This is a genomic window from Mesorhizobium sp. M2E.F.Ca.ET.219.01.1.1 (assembly GCF_004016445.2).
GTDB lineage: Bacteria > Pseudomonadota > Alphaproteobacteria > Rhizobiales > Rhizobiaceae > Mesorhizobium.
Map to the genome: position 1 here is coordinate 1 of NZ_SADT02000053.1, position 428 is coordinate 428.

At 67.5% G+C, this 428-nt stretch carries 1 protein-coding gene; it reads left to right on the forward strand.

Annotated elements, in window-relative coordinates:
* On the forward strand, positions 1-428 hold a 428-nt coding region (locus EN862_RS34880; protein ID WP_193771630.1), incomplete at both ends, for a gamma-glutamyl-gamma-aminobutyrate hydrolase family protein.

Genomic DNA, 428 nt, shown 5'->3' on the forward strand with positions numbered 1-428 from the left:
GTCGACCACGAGGACTCCTTCGTCCATACGCTCGCCAACTACTTCCGCCAGACCGGCGCCAATGTCTCCACCGTGCGCAGCCCGGTGCCGGAAGAGGTGTTCGAGCGGCTGAAGCCCGATCTCGTCGTGCTTTCGCCCGGCCCGGGCACGCCGAAGGATTTCGACTGCGCCGCCACCATCAAGAAGGCGAGGAGCCGCGAGCTGCCGGTCTTCGGCGTCTGCCTCGGCCTGCAGGCGCTGGCCGAAGCCTATGGCGGGGAGCTCCGGCAACTGCACATCCCGATGCACGGCAAGCCGTCGCGCATCCGCGTCTCGAAGCCCGGGATCATCTTCTCGGGGCTCCCGAAGGAAGTGACGGTCGGCCGTTACCACTCGATCTTCGCCGATCCGGTGCGCCTGCCCGACGACTTCGTCGTCACCGCCGAGAC